Source organism: uncultured Brachyspira sp., assembly GCF_944388875.1.
GTDB lineage: Bacteria > Spirochaetota > Brachyspiria > Brachyspirales > Brachyspiraceae > Brachyspira.
Window position 1 is genome coordinate 409249 of sequence record NZ_CALXKQ010000001.1, and the last position, 18479, is coordinate 427727.

Consider the following 18479-nt stretch of genomic DNA (forward strand, 5'->3'; position numbering starts at 1 on the left):
AAGGACAGTAAAATGTAGGTGCGGCTTTATCCAATATTAAACAACTAATAATCTGTATTATTATAGAATTCTATTCTTTCTCTTAATTCTTTTATTCTATCTAATAAGTATTTATCATTTGTTTCTATACTATCTACAAATGGTATCAAATTATTTACCATATCTTTTAATTCTTTAGCATTATAAATAATAGTTTTTGAATTCAAAAAAAATAAAAATATTCTTATTGAAAAAACATCTTTTGTAATAAGTCGTAAATTTTGAGATAAAAACAACAAATGTACTATTGCATAATTATATTGTCCAAAGTCAGAAAAAAAATAATATTTGTTATGATTATTAAAATTTTCTAAAACATTATAAAATTCTTCTGGAACTTCTTTTATTTTCTTTTCATACAAATTATTTAATAATTCTCTTTCATAATTTATTAAAACATCATTATTATTAATGGATATAATATCATTACGAGATATAAAATAGAAAAAATTATTATGCTCATATTCATTTTTTATAAGAAAAATACCATTAACATCTGCATTGTTCCAATAATTATATAATGCATTTTTTAAAATTTTTAAATATCTATCTTTATTATCATAAATAATATCATAATAATAAAAATAAACTTTACTATATATATCGAAACAATCTGAATCCATAAAATTATCAATTTCTTTTTCTATAATATTAAAAACAATATCTATATTTTCTTTGATAATTTCAGAATTTTCATAGCCTTCACTAATTATTTTATAAGATTTTAAATATTTTTTATTTAGATAAATATGATTTTTATATTCTAAAAACAATTCTTCATAATTTAACATTCCGCATTCTATATATTTATAAAAATAATATAAAATATATTTTTTTGTTTCATTTCTTATAACATATTGTTTTCCTATATTTGAAATTAATTCTTTAAATTTAGATAAATATTCTTGATTAATATTATTATTTACATTTTGATTTTCCTCCGTTTTCATATCCATAGAACAATTTTCTATAGCATTTTTTATTATTGCTTCAGTAATAATTTCTGAATGATATTTATCATATTATTCTTTACTTACAAAAACGCTATTATTTATTATATTTTTATCATATACTATTAAAACAATTGCAAATATTTTTAATATTTCTAAAAATAATTCTTCATTATTGTTTAATTTATATTCTTCTTTCTCTATAAATCTATTTATTTCATTTAAGAAATATTTTGACATATCGAAGAATTTTTTAAAAGTCCTTATATTATAACATTCCATTTCCATAAATATATTAATAATATTAGGTATGCATTGCTCATAAAAAAAATGATTACTAATATAATAATTTTCTATGTCTTTATCATATATTAAATTTTTTATTATATATGTTTCTAAAAATAATTTAAAATTATTTTTATCTATACTATGTAATTTTATAGTATGCCTTATGATTTTTTCTTTTATTTTATTATACTCTCCATTATTAATTAATACTTCTTCATTACAAATAAATAATACTTTTACATTATTCGATATAAAATTATCATAAATAGAATATAATAAATCTTCTATATTTATATTTTTAGATAATCTTTCTAAATCATCAATAATTAATAATATTTTATTAATTTCAATAGAATTATTACTTATATCAGATAATATTTTCATAATAGGTTCTTCTAAAATATTATTAGTATATTTTATTATAGGTTTAAAAATTTTTAATGCCATTTTATTTACATTATTTATAGCTTTTATATTTGGACAATCTGAGTCTTTTTTGGGAACATCAAAAATACCAGATATGCTTATATCATAAATTACATCATCTATAGTATTTTTTCCTGCAACAGATACATATATACTATCTTTATAATTATTTTTCACATAATATGTTTTACCAGCTCCCCATTCACCTGTAAGCATTATTCCATAATCTGTATTTTCTTCAGCTAAATAATGTTTTATTGTATTTTCTATATATTTAAAATAATTATCTTTATTTTCCATTTATTCCCCCTCAATAATCTTAATCTCCTCATCGCTCAAATTATACAACTTGTACACTAAAGAATCAATCTGCTTGTCAACGGCATTAATCTGCCTGTTAAGCATAGTAACGGCGTTAGGATTTTTCTCGGAAGCTAATTTTTTGTTTAGAGCTATGATACTGTCTACTAGCGTAACCATCTTGTCATGCATTTCCTTGTCTTGCTTATTAGACATATCTAAAGGATAATAGATGAAATTAGATAATGAATTTTTATTAACATTCATATATCCTCCACTCATAGAATTATGTTTATTAGAAGATTTAAATACCAAATTATATAATTTTGAATTCAATAAACCTAATATATATTTTAAATTATATATGCTTTGTTCTTTATTCATTATTATAGTTGTAGATTTACCACTTAATACATTTGAAGTATCATCATAACAAAATTCTAGTTTATTTACCATTCCTGCAGCAATTATTTTTTCTTTTATTGCACTATTATACCTTTTTGGAAATTTAGATTTAACAATCTCTTTTTCTACTATAGGATAATTATATTTATCTTTTATATATTGAGTATTATTAATTCCCCATAAAATAGGATATCTATCTATAGTACCCGTATTAATAAATTTAAAAGATGAATCAACATTATTATCATCTTTTAAATATTTTTTAATTTCATATGCTTCAGATACTGTAGCAGAATTTTCAATAATAAAATCATCACCTAATAATTTAGATTTTTTCACGACTTTATCTATCAATTCAAATTCTTTATCAAATTTAACAGACCATTCAAAAGTATTATCTATAAGAAATTCTTTTTTATAATCAATTTCTTCTTCAGATATCATTTTATTATACATACCAACTTCAGGATTTTTTTTATTTATTATAATAACAATAGGATATACATTAATCTTTTTATTATTACTTACAAAAACAGATACAGAAGAATAATCCCTAATGTTTTTTATATGATACTTTGAAAATAATAATCTTAAATGCTCTCCATAAGGTAAAGATAAAAATTTATTTGGTATTATATAACCAAAATATCCGTTATCTTTTAATAGACTAATACTTTTTTCTGAAAATACACAATATAAATCCCAATTTCCACTTGCTACTTCATAATTTGAAGAACAATAATTACGTTCTAAAGGACTACTTTTTACCATTTCTTCGGAGTCAACATACGGTGGGTTACCTATCACCACATCGAAACCGCCCGCTTTAAAAACGCTTTTAAACTCATCTTCCCAATCAAAACAATTTATTTTATACTGCGTTTCCTCGTCAAAATCAAGCACCGACTGGCTCTCGTAAAAACCATTACCTACTACGAGCTGTAGCACCTTCCCGCACGGCACTGCAACCCATTACGGACAGACCTCTGTACGTGCGGCTGATTACCCAACCTCAAAAAATAAATAAAATAACTAAAAATCCAACCCAAACTCAAAGACGAACCAATAAATAATTTTTTTTAAATTTTCCATATAACCCACCCTAACCCCCTCTTATTATTAAACAAACATTTTTAACAAAATAAGCCTACAAACAGTAACTTTTTTAGAAAAAAACGAAAAACTACAAGCTGTAGCACCTTCCCGCACGGCAACGCTAACCCTTACCAAACGCCCCCTGTACGTGCGGCTGATTACCCAACATCAAACAAAAAAACTAATGAAAAAGCTAATCCAAAAAATCATAAACTAACACATAAATAATTTTTTAAAATTTTCCATATAACCCACCCAAACCCGCCCTTATAGTTAAACAAACATTTTTAACAAAACAAGCCTACAAATATAATTTTTTTAGAAAAAATTAGAAAAAGATTGTACTTTTTTCAATAAAAATTGTGAGCTTCTGGCAAGTTTACTTGACAGAACCCAAAAGCGAACAATTTTTATTTATAATAAAACAAAAGAAGCAAAAAGCATTTACATCATGTAGGATAACCCAAACATTCTGGTAATATACCAAAAACGCTAACGCAAATTTTTATTAAATATACAACGCAGGCTAAAGCCTTTTACTCTGAAATAATAACCTACTTAAATATACGGCTGATTACCCAACATCAAACAATAAAAATATTATAAATCTTCTAAGCTATTGATACGACCTTCTCGCATTAAATTTAATATTCGTTTTCCTTTTGATGTTAAATATGGTTCTTTATAAATTGTCATAGTCATAGCTGTAGCAAATTCTATGTTTCCACCTATTATATAGTTATTAATTAAAAAATTAAAAATTTCTTTAAATTGTTCATAGTCTATAGACTTTATATATAAATCAAAATTTTCAAATCCTTTATCAAGTTCATCTAAGATATTTTTTATAATTTCAAAGTCAAGCATATTATCCTCCATAATATTTTAATACAATATTAAAAAATTTTATTAATAAAAATTAATCTAAATTTAAATGAGGCTGTACTGTTTTAAATGAAGAAACTTTTTTATCTGTAATTTTGTCTTTTGGTGTTAAGGAATCACATAATAAAGGAGAAGTTTTATCATATTTTGAATGCATTTCATCAATCTTTTTTTCACTATAATTTGCATAACAATAAACGCATTTACTTAAACAAGTATTATATGCCCCTATATCAAAACTTTCTATACAACCGCAAGGCAACCTTTGATTTTTATCTTTATTGGCTTTAATATCATAACCTACAATATCAGATATTAATTTATCATCAATACATTTTCCATGAGTAATACCAAATTTAGACAAATCCATAGTTTCTGCACAAGTATCTATACTCATATTATATGACTTTGTAACTTCAGACATAAATTTTGTTAAATCTAATATCATATTTTCATCATTGTTTATATCATAAAAATTTATGCCTTTCATATTTCTTTTTACTTTTGCATATATATCCATAAAACTTATGGTGCATCTTTGTGTATAATTATGCAAATGTTTGGCTATCTTTTCAAAATATTTTTTATGATAATCAATATTATATTTATCAGTTATCATTATAGGGTCATATCGCCATATAACCTTTTTACTTCCTATTTTGTCAGATAATTTTTTAAATGTATCAAAAATTTTATCATTTTTGGAAGGTACTTTCTTTTCTATATCATCACCATAAGAAGTTACTGTAAATTGAAAATAATATTTATAATGTTTTAACAAATCTAATTTATCTAACATAGGAGCAGGATTTTTACTCCAAAATACTATGCAATCAACAATATCAGGCGAAATATCTATTTTACTAACTTGATATATATTTATAGGATTTCGTACTAAGACATATTTTTCTTTAATCCTATTAAAAAACCACTCCGAATAATAGGACGGTATATCAGTTCTTCTACTAGCACTTATTATCATTATCTATCCTTAAATATTTAACTATAATCTAGTTATTTTTATTATTGAATAATTAAATTTTCTATTTGTAATAACTGGATATCGATTAACATTACAATTTAATCTACAATTTTCTTTCTCAGTACAAAAATGGTTGGTTAATTCATTTAAAATATTTTTTATATTTTCTGGATAAATATAATCTTTACATATATCATTTATATATTTTTTTCCGATTTCATCTACTTTTACATCAAATAAAATTTCATATACAAATCCATTATCCAAAAAATATTTTAATATATTATTTTTCTTTAATCTATCTTCATCAAATGCAAATGAAATTAATAAATATATATTATCATAATAAATTTTTTTGGGAATAACTTTTAATAACTCATCTTGTATTTCTCCTATAGATTTCGGAAAAAATATAATATTACTATATATATTAGTATCAATATAAGGATCTTGATTAATTAAAAAATTATAAAAATCAAATAGATTAAATTTAAAAGTACAATTATCATTATTAAGTATTGTTGGAGTATATTGCCAATCAATAATATCTAAACCAACATAATTTATAGGAAAATTATCTCTGTAATATAGGTTTTTATTATATAGTGAATCTAAAGCATATAAATCTAAACCAGCACCAGAACCTATAGATAGTATTTCACAATTTCTATAATCAATTCGATTACTATAAAAAAAACCAAACAGTAAAGTATACATTTCCATATATTCAAATATATAAGCATATGAATATCTTAATAAGTACAATTGTTGAACACAATATTTATTATAATCAGGAATGTGATTATCGTAAAAATATAAATCATCTAATTCACATAACACCCCTTCACTGTACATATACATATATTGTTTTAAATCATTATAAATAGTTTCTATATAATTTTTTATTATCATTTAATATCCTAAAACTAATTTTTGTAATAATAAAATATTTTTTAACATAATAAACCTCTTATAGTTCCTTTTATTAACCTTCTATAATCCTCACTTCCTCATTGCTCAAATTATAAATTTATATATAAAATTATCAACCCACTATATAGACCCTTAAATTCTAAACAAGGGCTAACAGCCCGCATCATAAACTTAATAAAAATTTTTTGGTTCTTTTGACGAAGTCCGCCTGTGGCGTAGAAAAAAGAACATGTATAAGATATCATATTTAATAAAAGATATCCCATACATGTTGTAAATGTTTTTTGCTTCTTTTTTACAAAAAAGAAGTAGGTTTTTTGGTACTTTTTTGCCTAAACAAAAAAGTACACAAAACGTTTTGCTTTCTTTTACAAAGAACTAACCCTCAATAATCTTTATTTCCTCATCGTTAAGCCCATACAAAGCATACACAATCTTATCAATAGCCTTGTCCACCGCCTGAATACGCGTGTTAAGCATTTCAATAGTGTTAGGATTCTTCTCGGAAGAAAGTTTTTTGTTTAAATCAATGATGTTGTCAACGAGATTAACTAACTTACTTTCAGTTTCTTTATCAGGCTCTGGAATTGGAAACGGTTCTATTGAATCCTTTCTATATTGAAAACCTGCACTACCTAATTGTATATTAGAATAAAAATGATAAAAAATATAAAAACCTGCTTTTGAAGATAATACAGCCATAATATATTTTAAATGTTCTCCTGTCATAATAAAATTTGTTTTGTCAGGAATGAAATTTTCTTCATCATAATAAAAATTAGCTGATGTTGTAGTTTCTGGATAAATTAATTTAGGTTTATCAAAATCTAATAAATAAGCACAATTTCTTAAATTATAAGGAGTATTTCCTTTATCTTGTCTTTTTTCTAATTGTTTATAATATTTATCTAAATGCTTTTTTATAGCTGGATAATCTTTTATATTTATAGGTGGTATATTTTTTTCCTTTATACCATTATGAGTATTAATCAAATATAATCCATTTTTATTATATGAATATCTTTTTATATCCCTTCCTCTCAATAAAGGTTTTATTAACTCTGCACTTTTAATATCTTCATTTATAATATTATTTTTAGTTTCTTCATCAATAATAAATGCCTCATTAAATCCTGTTAAAATACCTCTATTTATATTGATAGCCCAATTCTTTAAAGGTTTAAATTTACTAACTTTCTCAAATATACCATTTTCTAAATTATTCATTATAAGCCATTGTTTATCTTTATCTGCTATAATAACTTCATTTCCAAATTGTATATTTTCAAGTTCTGATAAATCATCATAAAATTTAATCGCTTTAAACTCTCTAGGTTCATTAATTTTTATTTCACCATCATTTTTTGAATATAATATTATACTTGTATCAACTGTAGCACCTTGAAATCTTCCACCTCCTAAATCTATAACACCATTAACATTTGCATTCTTATAAAAATAATTTCTTGTAATAGCTCCATAATTAGCCTGCATCCACTTATTAGATGTTATCATTCCTACAATACCGCCTGTTTTTAATACATCTAAACCTTTTTCAAAAAATAATTGATAAATGTCGCCTGTTAAAACATAATTTTTATAATTAGATTCTTTATAGCCTTCTTTAAGTTCTTTTTCCATACTTTGAATTTGAACATAAGGGGGGTTTCCAATTACTACATCAAACCCGCCTGCTTTCATAATATCCCTAAACTTAGAATTCCAATCGAAACAGTTAATTTTATATAAAGTGTCATCGTCCAAATCGAGATGGCTCTCGTAAAAACCATTACCTACTACAAGCTGTAGCACCTTCCCGCACGGCAACGCTAACCCTTACCAAACGCCCCATGTACGTGCGGCTGATTACCCAACCTCAAAAAATAAATAAAATAACTAAAAATCCAACCCAAACTCAAAGACGAACCAATAAATAATTTTTTTTAAATTTTCCATATAACCCACCCACCCTTTAAAGTTAAACAAACATTTTTAACAAAATAAGCCTACAAACAGTAACTTTTTTAGAAAAAACACGAAAAAGATTGTACTTTTTTCATAGGAAAAAAGTACCAAAAAACTACTTCTTTTGTGGCACAGGCGAAGCCCGCCTCGCTGTGCGTGCCTTTGGCAGGCGAGAAGCAAAAAGCATTTACATACTGTAGGATAACCCAAACATTCTGGTAGCATACCAAAAACGATAACGCGAATTTTTATTAAATATTGAACGCAGGCTAAAGCCTTTTACTCTGAAATAATGACCTACTTAAATATACGGCTGATTACCCACTACTCGCCGTAGGGGCTTTCCGCACCGTATATCTTAATATTAAGGACAGTAAAATGTAGGTGCGGTTTATTACCCAACATCAAACAAAAAAATAAAATACATATTACTCTTTATCTAATTCTTTTAATAATTTTAAATTCATATTTGGATATATATATTTTATTTCATCAATAATATTAACCTCATTTTTATATATAAATTTATAATTTTTTATCATATATGTAGCCAAATTTATTGGTAAACTTCCAATCCATTTTATTATTTGCATTTTTAAAATAGATTTAAATTCACAATCTATATTATTATAAAAATATTTTAATAATGTAGTACTATATTTTATAGTATTTTTATGCCATAATATATTAGATAAATTTAATAAACTATTCATACCAAAAGAAGATGGATCAATAATACTATTTAAACAATCAATATACGAATTTATTACTTCAACAATAGATTTTTTAGCCATATCATGGTACATAATAGATAAATTATTTTTAAATATTCCTTCTAAATATTTAATATCTATATATTTTTTTATAAGTTCATCATTAATAATTTTTTCATTTTTATATTCTAAAATTAGAGATAGTATTGACATTAAAAAATCAAATTTATATACATAATTAGTATTATCATTATAGAAATGCTCTATATAATCATTTAACAATTTTTTAGCTTCTTCAAACAAATAATTATTGTCTCTTGTTATAATTAAAAACTGATTTATAATATATATAGGATCTTGATCTTTTGAAATAAATATTTTTTTTAATTCTTCTTTACAATGTTCATAAAGCTTTTTAATATTTTCTTCAGTAATATCTGGTAGTGCATTAAAACCATTATATAGATAAAATGTAACATCAAAATATTTTGTTAGATATATATTTTCTAATTTTTTATTTAAATAAGAAAAAGTTAAAACTATTTTATACTTTAATTCTGATTCTGCATTTTTAATATAATTAAAATTATTAAATTTTTTATCTTGATAAATTTCTTCTAAAAAATCAATCCATTCTAATATATAATCATTATCAATAATATCATTATATTTAGAAAATAATTTATCTATAATTGTATCAATGAATACATACATTTTCATATAAAAATTAAGATTATACTTATATTTTTTTAATATTTCTAATAAAAATCTTTTTTCTTTTTGCCATAAATCTTGATTATACTCTAATAACAAAATAAATATATTTATATAGTCCTCAATAACAAAATAATTAAACCTATCTTTTATACTTTTTTCTTTTTTTTCAAATTGACTTAATAATTTAGTAATTTTATTAGATAATTTTTTTATATGGTTTTCTTCTAATAAATCAATATTTTTTATAATAAAATTAATTTGAGAAGTACTAATTTTTTTACTTTCTACTATTTGATCAATATATAATAATATTTTATCATAATCTAAAAATGGTAACATATCTTCTATAATTAAACTTGCATCTTTTAAAATTTTATTATTATATAAATTAGAATTTAATAATAAAAAAAATGTATGCAATAATATTTCATTACTATTTTTATAAATACTATATTGTATTATTTGCTCCTTTAATAAAATTGCAAAATGCGAATTTAATAAATTAAACAAACCTAAAGATATATATTGTAAATATATAGAAATCCATTTTTTTATATTATTTCTCAATATAAAAAAACTATTATCTTCTTCTAAAGTTACCACACCATTATAATTTTTTATTACATATTCATATAAAGTATTAGTAATATCATTATAATATCTTTCTATATTAGCAGGATATTTTACATATTCATATTTATATTCTATATCTTCATCACAATATCTTGCTAACTCAATTGCAATATATTTTATATATTCTATATTACATTCATTAACTATTTGTTTCAAAAATTTTACTGCTTTTTCTTTTTCATTTAATTCTATACGCATTATTGCAATTGATAAAATTAACTGATAGTAACTATCATTTGTTTCAATAATATATTTTTTTCTTTCATTCAATATATTAATTATTTCTTGGTAATTTTGATTCCAAAAATATTTTGCTATTTTTAATGCATCATATTTATCTAAAAATTCATTATTTTCATTGTTAATAATATATTCTACATAAATAAATTCAAATAGTGTATGATTTTTTATATTATTATCTTTGATATAATTATCATAATCTTCTTTAGTAGGTAATTCAAAAATATTTTCTAAATATATCTCATCATTAGAATTGAGTTCATTTTTATAATACAATCCAAATAATCCTATTTCTATTAGAATGTTTATAGAATTAAAATGTGGTAAATTATATTCATTAATTTTAAAACTATATTTTTTAAATTGTGGGTGTAAATTCGAATTAGCTATATCTCTACTATTAGTTATATCATTAAATGAATCAATACAAAAATCTTCTATATTATCATATTTTTGTATATAATTATCAAGATATTTAGTAGTATATAAACGTTCAGATGAAGAAGATACTTTTTTCCATATAACAGAAGAAATAATATTTTCTAAGCTTTTAACTCCATAAATAGTACATACATAATCACTACATTTTCTTAAATTAATTATAATATTATAAAAATTTTTATTCTCATAATCTTTATTAAAATCAAAGGCAAAATTATATAATTTTTTAAATTCAGAATTTATATTAGATTCTTCTTTTAAAGTATTTATCAAATCATCAGATATTATTTTATCCTTAATTTCCATATTAAACTCCATAATTTTATATTAATATGTATTTTATAAAATAAAACCTCTTATAGTTCCTTTTACTCCCCTTCTATAATTCTCACTTCATCATCGCTCAAATTATACAACTTGTACACCAACGCATCAATCTGCTTGTCAACAGCATTGATTTGTCTATTAATCATAGTAACAGCATTAGGATTTTTCTCAACGGCTAACTTCTTGTTTAACGCAATGATACTGTCAACGAGCGTAACTATTTTGTCATGCATTTCCTTGTCTTGTTTATTAGACATATCTAATGGATAATATATGAAATGAGATAATGAATTTTTATTAACATTCATATATCCTCCACTCATAGAATTATGTTTATTAGAAGATTTAAATACTAAATTATACAATTTTGAATTTAATAAACCTAATATATATTTTAAATTATATATACTTTGTTCTTTATTCATTATAATAGTTGTAGATTTACCACTTAAAACATTTGAAGTATCATCATAACAAAATTCTAGTTTATTTACCATTCCTGCTGCAATTATTTTTTCTTTTATGGCACTATCATATCTTTTTGGAAATTTAGATTTAATAATATCTTTCTCTACTACAGGGTAATTATATTTATCTTTTATATATTGAGTATTATTAATTCCCCATAAAATAGAATATCTATCTATAGTACCTGTATTAATAAACATAAAAGATGAATCAATATTATTATCATCTTTTAAATATTCTTTAATTTCATATGCTTCAGATACTGTAGCAGAATTTTCAATAATAAAATCATCACCTAATAATTTAGACTTTTTTACAACCTTATCTATTAATTCAAATTCTTTATCGAATTTAACAGACCATTCAAAAGTATTATCTATAAAAAATTCTTTTTGATAATCGATTTCTTCTTCAGATATCATTTTATTATAAATACCAACTTCAGGACTCTTTTTATTTAAAGTAATAACAATTGGATATACATTAATTTTTTTATTATTACTTACAAAAACAGTCACAGAAGAATAATCTCTAATATTTTTTATATGATACTTTGAAAATAATAACCTTAAATGTTCTCCATAAGGTAAAGATAAAAATTTATTTGGTATTATATAACCAAAATATCCATTATCTTTTAAAAGATTAATACTTTTTTCTGAAAATACACAATATAAGTCCCAATTTCCACTTGCAACTTCATAATTTGAAGAACAATAATTGCGTTCTAAAGGGCTACTTTTTACCATTTCTTCTGAATCAACATACGGCGGGTTGCCTATCACCACATCGAAACCGCCCCCTTTAAAAACACTTTTAAACTCCTCCTCCCAATCAAAACAATTTATTTTATACTGCGTCTCCTCGTCAAAATCAAGCACCGACTGGCTCTCGTAAAAATCATTGCCTATTAAACTATTACCGCATTTGATATTATCCTCCAATGACGGTAAAGCACGCTCATTAAATAAATCCTGATTGTTCTGTATTGACGCCGGACTCTCCCCCTCCAAACATTTCATAAGTAATGATAATTTCGTTACTTCTACCGCATTGCTGTCTATGTCCACTCCAAATATATTGTTGCGTAATATCTGCTTCTTTATCCAAATTGTTAAATCCCCATTCTCTTTTATTACATCTTCTTTTGAACCCTTAAACTTCGCCCTGTCCTTTATCTTGTTGTAATATTCAATATGATAATTAAGTAAATATTTATACGCCCCAAGTAAAAAACTTCCGCTGCCGCAAGCTGGATCCAATATTTTTATATTGGCTATCTCCTCAGGCTTCTTCCCCTTTATAGCCTCCCCAACCGTATTCGCTACTATATAATCAACTATATACTCAGGTGTATAATAAACCCCTCCTGCCTTACGCACCTCTGGTTTTAATTCTATCTTCGCACTATGATTCTTCCCTATAGTGATAGTCTTACCCAAAAACTGCTCATAAGCATTCCCAATTATCTCAACCGATATAACAGAAAACTCATAAGGACTCAAAGGATAATAAAGCTCATTAATAATCTCTTTTATTACTTTATTATCAATCTCAATACTGCTGCTAATACTGTCTTTAGAAAAATCAAAAAGCCCCGAATTATATTTACCGTCAGCCCTTTTAAAAATCCCCAAAAGATTATTATAAAAATTCTCATTCTTATTTTCGCATGTCCTTTTTAAATCCCCATACTCTTCAATGCCTCTGTCCTCAGCCGCCCTCAAAAATATAATCCTGTCAATAATCTGCTGAACCGCATAATTCAAATCGCGTACAGATAAATTTTTATTAAGCTTCGCAATATTAGATGCAAGTTTAGTCCTCAAATTATCAAGTGAATTAAGAAAATCAATATCAACACTTTCAGTACCTTTTTTGTTTGAAGTACCCGCAATATATTTTTCAAGCGAACCCTGTTCAATTCTCTCTTTATTAAGTATCTCATAAAGAAAATCAAACCTTTTTAAATAATCCTCAAAATGAATATACTCAATCCTAGCAGTAGAAGCCTTATCATTAACATTTGGCTTTCTAGTGCAATCATAAACGGCAAGCTCCTCAAAATCGGTAAGAAAACTAATACCAAGCTTAGCACTCCAGCCATACCTCCTAAGCTGAAAAGCAGGCAGACTGTCCTCTTTAAGATTAACCCCGGGCTTTTTCGCCTCCACAAAGAAAACCCTACTCCCACCAATACGAAAAGCATAATCGGGAGCTTTAGTTTCTTTACCCACTTTGAGCTTATCCTCATGAATTACATCACGATAAGTCTGCGATTTACCTGCCCTGTTAGCTACATCCCAACCGAACGCCTCAAAGAACGGATCCAAAAAATCCCTTCTAGTCTCCGTTTCATTATAATTTTTGTTAGTATACTGATCCTTGTTATTCCTAAACTTAATAACTAACTCTTCAACTTTTTTATAAACTTCTTCTTTACTATACATAATGTACCCCCATTACTTTTAATAATTTTATTTATAAATTACTTTTATTATATAATTTTTAATCCATATAAACCAACAAAACCATATAATAAAACCGTATATTGTACGTTTACCAAAATTTTATTTTTATGCCGCCAGCCCATACGAAAACAAGTACCCCCAATTAGTTTTATTATATAATCCATCACTAATTAATAAACAATATAAACTACCAAAACCATATAATAAAACTTATATATACCTAAACAATTATATTTTATCAACTTATGCACTTTATATAAATGTTATCTACTTTTTTGTCGCACAAAAAAGTAGCAAAAAACGCAAATACTACAGTTTGATATTTTAAGAATATGCATTAAATGTGGGTAATACCCTAAAATGCAGTATTTCTCCGTAGGCGGGCAATGGACACTACAAAGGCAGACAGCATCCAGCCACCACCACTTTTAATAATTTTATTTTTGTAACATTCAAATATAAAAAATAAACTTTAATCGCAATACTCTCATTAAGTTATAAAATAAATATACACTTTTATATAGTATACAAAATTTTACTTAAATATTCAATGAAAGATACCATTTTTTATATTACAATCTTTGAAAAATATAATTTATAGAAATTACTTGCCTATTGCCTTTAATAATATAAAATACACCAATTATAACTTTATACTAAATACACCCAAACCGCACATTTTGCAACTAAGTATAAGTAGAAAAATCAACCCCAACATCAAACAACTACAAGCTGTAGCACCACTCCGCACGGTAACGCTCACCCTTACAGCAAATACAATATATGTGCGGTTTATTACCCAACATCAAACAATTATTATATTTTAATATCTATACCATCATAAAAATATTGTAAAAAATAATAATCAAAAGAATTTACATCAAATAATTTTATAATATCATCTTTTTTTTCTATAAATTGATTTAAAGTCTTATTAATACCATCTTTTTCATCAAAATTAAATTTAATAATACCAGATTCATCAATTATTTTAGATAACATTCTAGGAAGTCCAAATTCTTCTAAAGTATAGACATGTGGTGGTAAAAATACATTTTGTAGATTATTAACAAATTGAGATATATCTATCGCATTATCTTTTAAAATACATTTTTGTAATGTATTAATATCTGAAAATAAATTATATACATCAAATGATACTAAATTTTCAAACCTAAAATAATCATCTATTCCTATATAATTTTTAGTTGTATTTAAAATTTCTAATGATTTTGAATACCAACTATTTGAAATATCTATAACAAATTGTGACATATTAAAAATATCTTTTTCTTTCAAAGAATTTGGATACTTATGTAATATATTTAATATATATTTACAATCATTTTTCCAGTCATCATTAGAAAATGGCAGTAACATATCTATTAGCTTATTATTCTCACTTGCTTCATATAATTCTTTAGTTATATTAAGCATAGTTTCTCTATCATTCTTTATTGAATGTTCATCTCTAATACTGTAAAATTCTTCTTCATTTATCATTGATATCATTTCTTTTTTAGTTTCTTCTATATTATTTTTTTGTTCCTCCGTTAAATTATTAGATATTTCTGTATTATCTATATCAATAATAGTAGAATCATTAATATCAATATTTAATTTATATTTTTTTTTAGCTGGAGGTTCTTCTAATAAATAAATATTACCTGTATAATACTCAAACATCCTTCCTGCTCTACCCTTTATATTGTTGTATGTAAACCTATTAAATTGTTTTTTTGATATTTTATTACTATATAAAATTATATTCTCAGCAACTGTATTAACTCCTTCTATAAGTGAAGAAGTAGCAATTATCGTATTTATATGACTAATTTCTTTATAATTAAAAAGTCTAATTTGTATTTGAGATAAATACTTTGGTATTTGAGCATTATGAATACCAATTCCTCTTTCAACTAATTTATATAAAATCCATTCATTAGAATAATGTAATTCTAACCATTCTAAAAAACTATTTTGCAATTCAGTATTTGAAGACATATTTATATCATATTTTTCTATACATTCTGTATATATATCTTTTATACTTATAACCGTATTTGTATATATAATATTTTTTTTATTAAATAGCTTATTTCTTAATAATGAATTCAATTTATAATTTTTTAGATCTTTATTATTCTTTCCTTTAATAATGTAATCATGCTCTTCAACTTTTACTGTATTAAAATTAGTATAATAAAATTCATTATACTCTATAAATGGATTTTCTGATATTTCATCAATATTAGGAGCAATAAAATATTTCTGTGTTATTTCAGAACAATAATAAAATATTATTTGCTGCAATATAGAACTTCTTATATCAGCTTTTCCATCATTATCTTTGACTATTTCTATTTTATAAAATTCATCAACAATTAGTAAATCAACATCGATACTAGATAATACTTTATAATATGTTAATGCTCTTTCTTGTGTAAAAATAAATATATTTTTAAAATATATGTTTTCATTTGCTGTAGTAATAATATTATAATCATTATGAAACTTTTTATATATTCTTCTTCTAGTTTCATCAAGTAGTGCTATTGTAGGAACTATTATTAAAATATTTTTAGGTTTTCTTATAGATATTAAACTATCTATTATATAACTTTTACCAAAACTTGTAGGTGCACTTAATAATACATTATGACCACTCAAAAGTACATTTAATACTCTTAATTGCTCCCTATGTAATACTATAGATTTTTTATTATCACTTATAGAAAAAAAATTATAAACTAATTTATCTTCAAATATTGCATCTTCAATATATTTATCTAAATATGGATATAGACCTGATATCCTTATTAAATGATAAAAAAACTGTCTATGACTCAAAGGTTGTAATTCGATATCTATATTATTCCTTATATAATCTAATAGATTAATTAAGGCTTCTCTTGCCTCTTCTTCCTTTTCTTCATTAAATAATGAATTAATTTTTTTACATTCATCAAATAAATTAAATTCAATCATATTTTTCTTCTAATTCTTCTAACTTTCTAAAAAAAAATTTGGATATAACTTCTTTACTATGCACTGGAAAAAGTATTAAATGAAAATTTATTTCTTCTCCTTTATAGACTTTTTCTATAAAATCAAAATTATCTAAAAAGAATTTTTTTACTATTTTTTTATGGCGAGCAATTATATTTGTTTTATAATCATTATTTATAGAGTTATTTAATGATGTTATATCGCACTCATATAATATTAATATAGGTATATGTAATTGTTTTTTTATTTCATCAAGCGAATTAGTTTCATTTAGCATTATCTTAATATTATTATAAATATTCTTATCTATTATATTAAATTTTAACATATCATTTAAATCTTTAGAATTATAAGCCATTGATATTTCTGATTTTAACTTATCATCTTCTAAAATAGATTTAATAGATTTTATAGCATTTTTTACTGCTTTTTCTACATCTTTGTAAAACTTTGATTCGCCTAACCACAAATTAATTTGACCATTATTAATTGTGATATGTACACTATCAGAACCATTAACATAAGTATTTCTATTTGTTTTATGAAATATTTTAGGAACTACATTTAAAGCATTATAATAATCTTTCATTATTCCATATAATAAAATTTCTCCTATTTCTCCAGATTTTTTTATATCATTTGGTTTAAGTTTTGAAATAGCTCTTTTAACCATACTCATTGGAGAATCTGACAATATTTTTCTTTCTTCAAATGAAAGTCCAACCTCCATAACTCTATCATATAAATAATTAACAAATTTATTAATTCTCCATTCTCCATTTTCATAATCATTAATTAAACTTAAAAGACAAAATTTTTCATAATATTCTTTTATATCAAGATTTAAATTCTTTAATATATCATCAACCAATATATTAAATCTTATATTTATATTATTATAATTTGTTTTAGTTATTTCATTATATTTATTCTCCATTCAAACCTTCTACAATATTAATTTCTCTACAGTTTAAATTATAAATAAAACCATTAAATTATCAACCCACTATATATACCCTTAAATTCTAAACAGGGCTAACAGCCCGCGTCATAAACTTAATAAAAATTTTTTTGCTTCTTTTGACAAAGTCCGACTGTGGCGTAACAAAAAAGAAATATAACTCAATACCAGAAATAAAGAGTTATACCTCAAGATTGTAAATGTTTTTTGGTTCTTTTTTACAAAAAAGAA

At 23.6% G+C, this 18479-nt stretch carries 11 protein-coding genes; all 11 read right to left on the minus strand.

Features of this window, described 5'->3' with window-relative positions:
• Positions 1–44: 44 nt before the first annotated feature.
• Complete coding sequence (locus Q0J69_RS01915) at positions 45–995, minus strand: hypothetical protein (RefSeq protein ID WP_297203813.1); 951 nt, start codon at positions 993–995, stop codon at positions 45–47.
• 66 nt (positions 996–1061) lie between these two features.
• Positions 1062–2003 carry a P-loop NTPase fold protein gene (locus tag Q0J69_RS01920; protein WP_297203814.1) on the minus strand — a complete coding sequence of 314 codons (942 nt, stop codon included), beginning with the start codon at positions 2001–2003 and terminating at the stop codon, positions 1062–1064.
• Complete coding sequence (locus tag Q0J69_RS01925; protein ID WP_297203815.1) at positions 2004–3356, minus strand: TaqI-like C-terminal specificity domain-containing protein; 1353 nt, start codon at positions 3354–3356, stop codon at positions 2004–2006.
• Positions 3357–4103: 747 nt separating this feature from the next.
• Complete coding sequence (locus Q0J69_RS01930; RefSeq protein WP_209283649.1) at positions 4104–4370, minus strand: hypothetical protein; 267 nt, start codon at positions 4368–4370, stop codon at positions 4104–4106.
• 52 nt (positions 4371–4422) lie between these two features.
• The gene (locus Q0J69_RS01935; RefSeq protein WP_297203816.1) at positions 4423–5370 is read right to left on the minus strand and encodes a DUF1848 domain-containing protein; all 948 of its coding nucleotides are present in this window, start codon (positions 5368–5370) and stop codon (positions 4423–4425) included.
• Between the two features lie 21 nt (positions 5371–5391).
• Positions 5392–6282, minus strand: coding sequence for a hypothetical protein (locus Q0J69_RS01940; protein WP_297203817.1), 891 nt, complete (start codon positions 6280–6282; stop codon positions 5392–5394).
• A gap of 399 nt (positions 6283–6681) precedes the next feature.
• Positions 6682–8130, minus strand: coding sequence for an Eco57I restriction-modification methylase domain-containing protein (locus tag Q0J69_RS01945; RefSeq protein ID WP_297203818.1), 1449 nt, complete (start codon positions 8128–8130; stop codon positions 6682–6684).
• 566 nt (positions 8131–8696) lie between these two features.
• Complete coding sequence (locus Q0J69_RS01950) at positions 8697–11318, minus strand: hypothetical protein (protein ID WP_297203819.1); 2622 nt, start codon at positions 11316–11318, stop codon at positions 8697–8699.
• A 62-nt stretch (positions 11319–11380) separates the two neighbouring features.
• On the minus strand, positions 11381–14257 hold the full coding sequence (locus tag Q0J69_RS01955; protein ID WP_297203820.1) for a DNA methyltransferase: 2877 nt from the start codon (positions 14255–14257) through the stop codon (positions 11381–11383).
• Positions 14258–15094: 837 nt separating this feature from the next.
• Positions 15095–17266, minus strand: a complete 2172-nt coding sequence (locus Q0J69_RS01960) for a DEAD/DEAH box helicase (RefSeq protein WP_297203821.1) — start codon at positions 17264–17266, stop codon at positions 15095–15097.
• Positions 17259–18224: a DUF1837 domain-containing protein gene (locus Q0J69_RS01965; protein ID WP_297203822.1), complete on the minus strand. Its 966-nt coding sequence runs from the start codon at positions 18222–18224 to the stop codon at positions 17259–17261. Before Q0J69_RS01965 ends, Q0J69_RS01960 begins: the two co-directional genes overlap by 8 nt.
• Positions 18225–18479: the final 255 nt, after the last annotated feature.

Bases quoted from the DNA above. Each gene is read 5' to 3' on its own strand.
- Q0J69_RS01930 (WP_209283649.1), bottom strand. From the start codon at position 4,370: ATGCTTGACTTTGAAATTATAAAAAATATCTTAGATGAACTTGATAAA.
- Q0J69_RS01935 (WP_297203816.1), bottom strand. From the start codon at position 5,370: ATGATAATAAGTGCTAGTAGAAGAACTGATATACCGTCCTATTATTCG.
- Q0J69_RS01965 (WP_297203822.1), bottom strand. From the start codon at position 18,224: ATGGAGAATAAATATAATGAAATAACTAAAACAAATTATAATAATATA.
- Q0J69_RS01960 (WP_297203821.1), bottom strand. From the start codon at position 17,266: ATGATTGAATTTAATTTATTTGATGAATGTAAAAAAATTAATTCATTA.
- Q0J69_RS01955 (WP_297203820.1), bottom strand. From the start codon at position 14,257: ATGTATAGTAAAGAAGAAGTTTATAAAAAAGTTGAAGAGTTAGTTATT.
- Q0J69_RS01920 (WP_297203814.1), bottom strand. From the start codon at position 2,003: ATGGAAAATAAAGATAATTATTTTAAATATATAGAAAATACAATAAAA.
- Q0J69_RS01950 (WP_297203819.1), bottom strand. From the start codon at position 11,318: ATGGAAATTAAGGATAAAATAATATCTGATGATTTGATAAATACTTTA.
- Q0J69_RS01940 (WP_297203817.1), bottom strand. From the start codon at position 6,282: ATGATAATAAAAAATTATATAGAAACTATTTATAATGATTTAAAACAA.
- Q0J69_RS01915 (WP_297203813.1), bottom strand. From the start codon at position 995: ATGGATATGAAAACGGAGGAAAATCAAAATGTAAATAATAATATTAAT.